The sequence below is a fragment of the Streptomyces sp. NPDC014864 genome, assembly GCF_043081525.1.
Classification (GTDB): domain Bacteria; phylum Actinomycetota; class Actinomycetes; order Streptomycetales; family Streptomycetaceae; genus Streptomyces.
Genome location: NZ_JBIBWT010000034.1, coordinates 21704 through 28471, shown reverse-complemented (window position 1 = coordinate 28471; position 6768 = coordinate 21704). Strand labels below are relative to the sequence as shown.

Here is a 6768-nt window from a genome sequence, read left to right as displayed (position 1 = left end):
TATCTGGCGTTGACTTTTGGCACGCTGTTGAGTTCTCAAGGAACGGACGCTTCCTTTGTACTCACCCTCTCGGGCTTTCCTCCGGGCGCTTCCCTACTGTCTTGCGTTTCCGACTCTATCAGATCTTTCCGACCCGATTTCCTCGGCGCCATCCCGCCGAGGCGGGATATTGGCAGGTGCTGTGGGCTTCCGGGCTTTCACCCGTCGGCCTTTCGGCATTCACTACGTTAGCCGATTCCCCCGGGGACTCATAATCGGGTCCCGCGCGTTCGAATTCGGGCATGCGGGCACGCCGAATTCGACCCCGCCAAGGGGTGGTCGTAGGTAGTGGGTGGCCGCTCCGGCTGCAGGCGATCGCCGTACCCGGTTCAGCGGCTCGGGCTACATTACGCACCTTCCCAGCGCGAGTCAACTTCGACGGCGGCGTGGCGCGTGGGCCCGGTACGGGCTCACCGTGGGGTCGTCGGCGACCCAGAAGCGCCAGGGGTGGATCTCCCCGTTGCCGCCGTCCCCGGAGACACCGGTGCGCGGTCCACTGCGTATCCGCGTGGAGGGGACCGGGGTCCCGGTGGCGATGCGCAGCGGGGTGACGCCGGCCGTGCAGGCGTCGGTGCCGTCGAGGGTCCGGTCCACGCCAAGGGCCGAGGCCAGCCGGGCCGGTCCCTTGGCCAGTTCCTTGTCGTTACGGGCCGCGGGCCGGCGGGGGCGGGCCAGTTCGGCGCCCTCCACGATCTCGCCGGCGCGGAGCAGGACGGCGGCGGCCCGGCCTTCGGGGCCGCACACCAGGTTCATGCAGTGCCACATGCCGTAGGTGAAGTAGACGTACACATGGCCGGGCGGGCCGAACATCACCTCGTTGCGGGGCGTACGCCCGCGGTAGGCGTGCGAGCCGGGGTCGTTCGGGCCGTCGTAGGCCTCGACCTCCGTGAGGCGGAGCGCGATCGGGCCGTCCGGGGTCGTGCGGACGAGGACGCGGCCGAGGAGGTCGGGGGCGACATCCAGGACCGGGCGGTCGAAGAACTCTCTGGGCAGGGGCGTACGGTCCGAGGGCGCGATCATGGTTTCCGAGCGTAGTCCAGACGGGTGCGGGTCAAGGGGTGGTCGGGAGACGCTCCCCTTGCAAGGGTGTGGGCGGCGGAACCGGGCACGGCCGGATCGCGTTTACAGGGATCAGGGATCCACACGTAAAGGGAGAGTCATGGCGTTCAAGAAGCTGCTCGCGAGCCTCGGGGCCGGTGGGGCTTCCGTGGAGACGGTGCTCAACGAGGTGAACGTCGTTCCGGGCGGTGTCGTCCAGGGCGAGGTGCGGATCCAGGGCGGGTCCGTCGACCAGCAGATCGAGGGGCTCTCGGTCGGGCTGCAGGCCAAGGTCGAGGTGGAGAGCGGCGACCAGGAGTACAAGCAGGACATCGAGTTCACCAAGGTGCGGCTCGGCGGTGCCTTCGAGCTGCGGGCGGGCGCGGTGCACGCGGTGCCGTTCGGGCTGGAGATCCCGTGGGAGACGCCGGTCACGATGATCGACGGGCAGGCGCTGCGGGGCATGCACATCGGGGTGACCACGGAGCTGGAGATCGCGCGTGCGGTGGACTCGGGGGACCTGGACCCGATCAACGTGCATCCGCTGCCGGCGCAGAAGGCGATCCTGGACGCGTTCATCGGCCTGGGCTTCCGGTTCAAGAACGCGGACATGGAGCGCGGTCACATCCGCGGCACGCGGCAGCGGCTGCCGTTCTACCAGGAGATCGAGTTCCACCCGCCGTCGCAGTACCGCGGTCTGAACCAGGTCGAGTTGAGCTTCGTGGCCGACGAGCACGCGATGGACGTCGTGCTGGAGATGGACAAGAAGCCGGGCCTGTTCAGCGAGGGCAGCGACACCTTCCGGTCGTTCCAGGTGGGTCTGCACGACTACCAGGGGACCGACTGGGCGGCGTATGTGCACCAGTGGATCGCCGAGGTCGGCAGCAGGCGCAACTGGTTCTAGGCTCTGGAGCTGATGATTCCGCTGTTCCGGGATCACTCAGACACCGATCAGGAGGTACCGAGGTGACCGAGCTCAAGAGGCGGCCGCTCCCCCACGACTTCCATCCGCCCGTGCCGTCCTTCACGGTCACGAGCGACGACGTCCACGAGGGGGCGACGCTCAAGGACGCTCAGGTCCACGCGGCGGGGAACACCTCGCCGCACCTGCGCTGGGAGGGTTTCCCGTCGGAGACCAAGAGCTTCGCCGTGACCTGCTACGACCCGGACGCCCCGACGGGCAGTGGGTTCTGGCACTGGGTCGTGTTCGACATCCCGGCGTCGGTGACGGAGCTGCCGGCCGGTGCCGGCGGCGGCAAGTTCGAGGGGCTGCCCGAGGGCGCCGTGCACGCGCGCAACGACTACGGGACGAAGGAGTTCGGCGGGGCCGCGCCGCCGCCCGGTGACGGGCCGCACCGCTATGTGTTCACGGTGTACGCCGTGGACCAGGAGAAGCTCGGTCCGGACGCGGACGCCTCCCCGGCGGTCGTGGGCTTCAATCTGAGGTTCCACGCGCTGGCGCGCGCCCAGCTCATCGGCGAGTACGAGAACCCGGCCGCAGGCTGACGCACTCGCCGGCAGAACGACGTTCATGGAACGTTTGCCCGCCTCTGGTCTTGGAAGTGATCGGAGGCGGGCATTTTTTATTGCGTTGTCCATCTCGGCGCGCCCGTCCAGAGTTGATCCAAGCCCGCCGGGGGGTGGGCAGGTGCACACGGGAGGTGGGCTGGATGCGGGACACGCTGGTGCTGAACGCGAGCTTCGAGCCGCTGTCGACGGTGACGTTGAACCGAGCCGTCGTTCTGGTGCTGCAGGCCAAGGCCGTCGTCGAGCAGGCCCACCCCGTACTGCGCATGAGGGGTGCCGACGTGGACATCCCCGCGCCCCGGGTGATCAGGCTCTGCCGGTACGTAAGGGTGCCGTTCCGAAGACAAGCCCCGTGGTCGAGGCGGGGTGTGCTGGTGCGCGACCGGCACCGGTGCGCGTACTGCGGAAGGCGGGCGACGACCGTGGACCACGTGGTGCCGCGGTCGCACGGTGGGCAGGACACCTGGCTGAACACGGTGGCCTCGTGCGCGGAGGACAACCACCGCAAGGCGGACCGGACTCCGGAGGAGGCCGGGATGCCGCTGCTGCGGCAGCCGTTCGAGCCGACGCCGGCGGACGCGATGCTGCTGGCGCTGGGGCGGGACGACTTCGACTCGCTGCCGGGGTGGCTGGCCCAGCCGGCCGCGTGAACCGTATGACGCGGGGCCCGCCTTCGGGAGGAAGGCGGGCCCCGGGTCGTGTGCGGGTGCTCAGTCGATAGACGGCCGTTCGCGGCGCTCGGCGGCCGCTCCGCCGGTGCCGGAGGACCCGCTGCCGCCCCCCGAGTTGCCGGACAGGGGGCCGAAGTTGCCCATGGCGCCGGACAGGCCCTTGAGGGCGTCGCCGATCTCGCTGGGCACGATCCAGAGCTTGTTGGCGTCGCCCTCGGCGATCTTCGGCAGCATCTGGAGGTACTGGTAGCTGAGCAGCTTCTGGTCCGGGTCGCCGGCGTGGATCGCCTCGAAGACCGTACGGACGGCCTGGGCCTCGCCCTCGGCGCGCAGGGCGGCGGCCTTGGCCTCACCCTCGGCGCGCAGGATCTGGGACTGCTTCTCACCCTCGGCGCGCAGGATCTCCGACTGGCGGACACCCTCGGCCTGGAGGATCGCGGCGCGCTTGTCCCGGTCGGCGCGCATCTGCTTCTCCATCGAGTCCTGGATGGAGGTCGGGGGCTCGATGGCCTTGAGTTCGACGCGGTTGACGCGGATGCCCCACTTGCCGGTGGCCTCGTCGAGTACTCCGCGCAGGGCCGCGTTGATCTCCTCGCGGGAGGTGAGGGTGCGTTCCAGGTCCATGCCGCCGATGATGTTGCGGAGCGTGGTGACGGTGAGCTGCTCGATGGCCTGGATGTAGCTGGCGACCTCGTAGGTGGCGGCCCGGGCGTCGGTCACCTGGTAGTAGATGACGGTGTCGATGTTGACGACCAGGTTGTCCTGGGTGATCACCGGCTGCGGCGGGAACGGAACGACCTGTTCGCGCAGGTCGATGCGGTTGCGGATGGTGTCGATGAACGGCACCACGATGTTGAGGCCGGCGTTCAGCGTGCGTGTGTAGCGGCCGAAGCGCTCCACGATGGCGGCGCTCGCCTGCGGGATGACCTGGATGGTCTTGATCAGGGCGATGAAGACCAACACCACCAGAATGATCAGAACGATGATGACCGGTTCCATCGTCGTGCCCGTCCCCTTCTCCGCCTCGGCGCTTTCGGAAGATCTTATGGCTGTTGAAGATCTTGCTGGTCGAGTCTGACAGACCGTCGCGTGCCTCGTGGGGTGTTCGGTTCAGTTGTGCTGTGCCCGCGTTGCGCGAGGTCACATGACGATGGCGGTGGCCCCCTCGATGTCCACGACGTCCACTTCCTCGCCCGCCTCGTAGGCGCGGCCGGTGTCGAGGGCGCGGGCCGACCAGACCTCTCCGGCGAGCTTGATGCGGCCTCCGGAGGCGTCGACGCGCTCCAGTACGACGGCCTGCCTGCCCTTCAGCGCGTCGACTCCCGTGGCCAGTTGCGGGCGTTGCCTGTCGTGCCGGGCCGCGATGGGGCGGACGACGGCGATGAGGGCGACCGAGACGACGACGAAGACCAGCACCTGGACGACGAGGTCGAACCCGAGGCCCGAGACGACCGCGGCGGCGACCGCGCCCACCGCGAACATGCCGAACTCCGGCATCGCGGTGACGACGAGCGGGATTCCGAGCGCTGCCGCGCCGACCAGCCACCACACCCATGCGTCGATGTCGTTCACATGGTCATGGTAGGGCGCGGGCTGTGCCGCGGACAGGGCGCGAGGGGTCCGGGTCAGGACAGCGGAAGGCCCTGGGCGGTCCAGCGGTCGCCGACCTGCTCGACCACGAGCGGGAGGCCGAAGCAGCGGGAGAGGTTGCGGGAGGTGAGCTCCAACTCCAGCGGGCCGGCGGCGAGCACCTTGCCCTGGCGGATCATCAGGACGTGGGTGAAGCCGGGGGCGATCTCCTCGACGTGGTGGGTGACCATGATCATCGAGGGCGCGATGGGGTCGCGGGCGAGCCGGCCGAGGCGGCGCACGAGGTCCTCGCGGCCGCCGAGGTCGAGGCCGGCGGCGGGCTCGTCGAGGAGCAGCAGCTCGGGGTCGGTCATCAGGGCGCGGGCGATGAGGGTGCGCTTGCGCTCGCCCTCGGAGAGGGTGCCGAACTTGCGGTCGAGGTACTCGGTCATGCCGAGCCGGTCGAGGAAGGCGCGGGCGCGCTGCTCGTCGATCTCCTCGTAGTCCTCGTGCCAGCCGGCGGTCATGCCGTAGGCGGCGGTCAGCACGGTCTGCAGCACGGTCTGGCTCTTGGGGAGCTTCTCCGCCAGGGCGATGCCGGCCACGCCGATGCGGGGGCGCAGCTCGAAGACGTCGGTGCCGGGCCTGCCGAGGGTCTCGCCGAGGATGGTGGCGGTGCCCTTGCTGGGGTAGAGGTAGCTGGACGCGACGTTCAGGAGGGTGGTCTTGCCGGCGCCGTTCGGGCCGAGGATGACCCAGCGCTCGCCCTCCTTGACCGACCAGGAGACCTGGTCCACCAGAGCCCGGCCCTCCCGGACCACGGATACGTCCTGAAGCTCCAGAACATCGCTCATGAGCGCGTTGTCTCCCCTTGCAGTGTGCCGGTCTCGGCTGGTCGCGTACGCCTGTGGCTCGGTCCGCCGCGCCGGTGGGCGCAGCCCTCGAAGAAATCTACGCCACTGGCCGTCCGGGCCGTTCCATCGGTCCGGTCCTTAGGGTGGGGGGATGCACTCGGAACCGCGTTCTGGACGTCTCGCCGCTTGGGGAAACGCCCTTCTTGCCGGACTTGTCTCGCCGGACGACGCCGTGCTCGCCATCGTGGGTGAGGACGCCGTCCACCGGGTGGAGGGGCTGCCCGGTGAGGAGGCGCCCGTCGGGCTCACGCTCGCACTGGGGCGGCTGCGGACGCTGGGGGTGAGCGGACTGCGGGTGGCGCTGCCCGCGCCGGGGCATCCGCTGGGGCTGAGCGGCCCGCCGGACTTCAATGCCCGGGCGCTGGAGGCCGAGGAGGCGGTCATCTGCCAGGGGGCCGCGTTCGGGCTGGTTCCGGAGGCCTACGAGGCCGGGCCGGCCGGGGACGTGCACGCCGAGGTCGTCTGGCACGTGCTGCCGGTGCGGGAGGCTCCGCCGGCGGATGTGCCGTCGCTGGGTGAGGCCGAGCGGGAGCTGGCGGAGGCGCTGCGGGAGGCGACCGAGGTGCTGGCGCGGCTGGACGTGGCCGGGTCCGGGCCGGTGGCGGAGGCGGCGATCGACGCGTACCGGGCGCGGGCGGGGCGGGGGCGGGAGGTGCTGGCGCCGGGGTATCCGCCGCGGGCGGTGCGGGTGCTGGAGCTGGCGCGACGGGTGGGGCTGCTGATCACGCTGGCCGCCGAGAACGGGCACGGGGGCGCGGTGAGCGCGTCCGAGATGGGGGCGCGGACGGAGGCGTTGCGGCCGGTGGAGCGGACTGCGCGGCGGGCGCAGGTGGCGGCGTACAACTCCGTTGTGGAGGGGAGGGGGGCTGGGCGGTAGGGGGTCGCCTTTGTGGGCTTGGGTGTCCGGTGGGCGGGGTTGGTGTGGGCCTCTCCGGGGGCTGCCGCCCCCGGGCCCCCGCTTCGGCCTTGACGGCCTCGTCCTCAAGTGCCGGACGGGCTGAATTCGGCGG

Annotated in this window: 8 protein-coding genes; 4 read left to right on the top strand and 4 right to left on the bottom strand. The window is 70.3% G+C overall.

Annotated features, from left to right (window positions below; translation table 11 throughout):
- Positions 1-408 precede the first annotated feature (408 nt).
- On the bottom strand, positions 409-1059 hold the full coding sequence (locus tag ACF1A5_RS33195; protein ID WP_392196561.1) for a DNA-3-methyladenine glycosylase: 651 nt from the start codon (positions 1057-1059) through the stop codon (positions 409-411).
- 139 nt (positions 1060-1198) lie between these two features.
- On the opposite strand from ACF1A5_RS33195, the gene ACF1A5_RS33190 reads away from it, so the two are divergent.
- The 3 genes from ACF1A5_RS33190 to ACF1A5_RS33180 all read left to right on the top strand — a co-directional run bounded on the left by ACF1A5_RS33190 (position 1199) and on the right by ACF1A5_RS33180 (position 3254).
- A complete protein-coding gene (locus ACF1A5_RS33190) occupies positions 1199-1981 on the top strand; it encodes a sporulation protein (protein ID WP_392196560.1) in 783 nt (260 codons plus the stop codon).
- A 62-nt stretch (positions 1982-2043) separates the two neighbouring features.
- Positions 2044-2583, top strand: a complete 540-nt coding sequence (locus ACF1A5_RS33185) for a YbhB/YbcL family Raf kinase inhibitor-like protein (RefSeq protein ID WP_392196559.1) — start codon at positions 2044-2046, stop codon at positions 2581-2583.
- Between the two features lie 164 nt (positions 2584-2747).
- Positions 2748-3254: an HNH endonuclease gene (locus ACF1A5_RS33180; protein ID WP_392196558.1), complete on the top strand. Its 507-nt coding sequence runs from the start codon at positions 2748-2750 to the stop codon at positions 3252-3254.
- Between the two features lie 60 nt (positions 3255-3314).
- Here ACF1A5_RS33180 and ACF1A5_RS33175 read toward each other — a convergent pair whose 3' ends face one another.
- From ACF1A5_RS33175 to ACF1A5_RS33165, 3 genes are all read right to left on the bottom strand, one after another.
- Positions 3315-4274 (bottom strand): SPFH domain-containing protein, encoded by a 960-nt coding sequence (locus ACF1A5_RS33175; protein WP_392196557.1) that lies wholly within the window; start codon positions 4272-4274, stop codon positions 3315-3317.
- A gap of 141 nt (positions 4275-4415) precedes the next feature.
- The gene (locus ACF1A5_RS33170; protein WP_392196556.1) at positions 4416-4847 is read right to left on the bottom strand and encodes an NfeD family protein; all 432 of its coding nucleotides are present in this window, start codon (positions 4845-4847) and stop codon (positions 4416-4418) included.
- Between the two features lie 53 nt (positions 4848-4900).
- Positions 4901-5698 (bottom strand): ABC transporter ATP-binding protein, encoded by a 798-nt coding sequence (locus ACF1A5_RS33165; RefSeq protein WP_392196555.1) that lies wholly within the window; start codon positions 5696-5698, stop codon positions 4901-4903.
- A gap of 151 nt (positions 5699-5849) precedes the next feature.
- Here ACF1A5_RS33165 and ACF1A5_RS33160 point away from each other — a divergent pair, with 151 nt between their 5' ends.
- Positions 5850-6635, top strand: a complete 786-nt coding sequence (locus tag ACF1A5_RS33160; protein WP_392196554.1) for a hypothetical protein — start codon at positions 5850-5852, stop codon at positions 6633-6635.
- Positions 6636-6768 lie beyond the last annotated feature (133 nt).

Excerpts from the sequence above, each read along its gene's own strand:
- ACF1A5_RS33190 (WP_392196560.1), top strand. The coding sequence starts at position 1,199 with ATGGCGTTCAAGAAGCTGCTCGCGAGCCTCGGGGCCGGTGGGGCTTCC.
- ACF1A5_RS33160 (WP_392196554.1), top strand. The coding sequence starts at position 5,850 with ATGCACTCGGAACCGCGTTCTGGACGTCTCGCCGCTTGGGGAAACGCC.
- ACF1A5_RS33165 (WP_392196555.1), bottom strand. The coding sequence starts at position 5,698 with ATGAGCGATGTTCTGGAGCTTCAGGACGTATCCGTGGTCCGGGAGGGC.
- ACF1A5_RS33195 (WP_392196561.1), bottom strand. The coding sequence starts at position 1,059 with ATGATCGCGCCCTCGGACCGTACGCCCCTGCCCAGAGAGTTCTTCGAC.
- ACF1A5_RS33180 (WP_392196558.1), top strand. The coding sequence starts at position 2,748 with ATGCGGGACACGCTGGTGCTGAACGCGAGCTTCGAGCCGCTGTCGACG.
- ACF1A5_RS33175 (WP_392196557.1), bottom strand. The coding sequence starts at position 4,274 with ATGGAACCGGTCATCATCGTTCTGATCATTCTGGTGGTGTTGGTCTTC.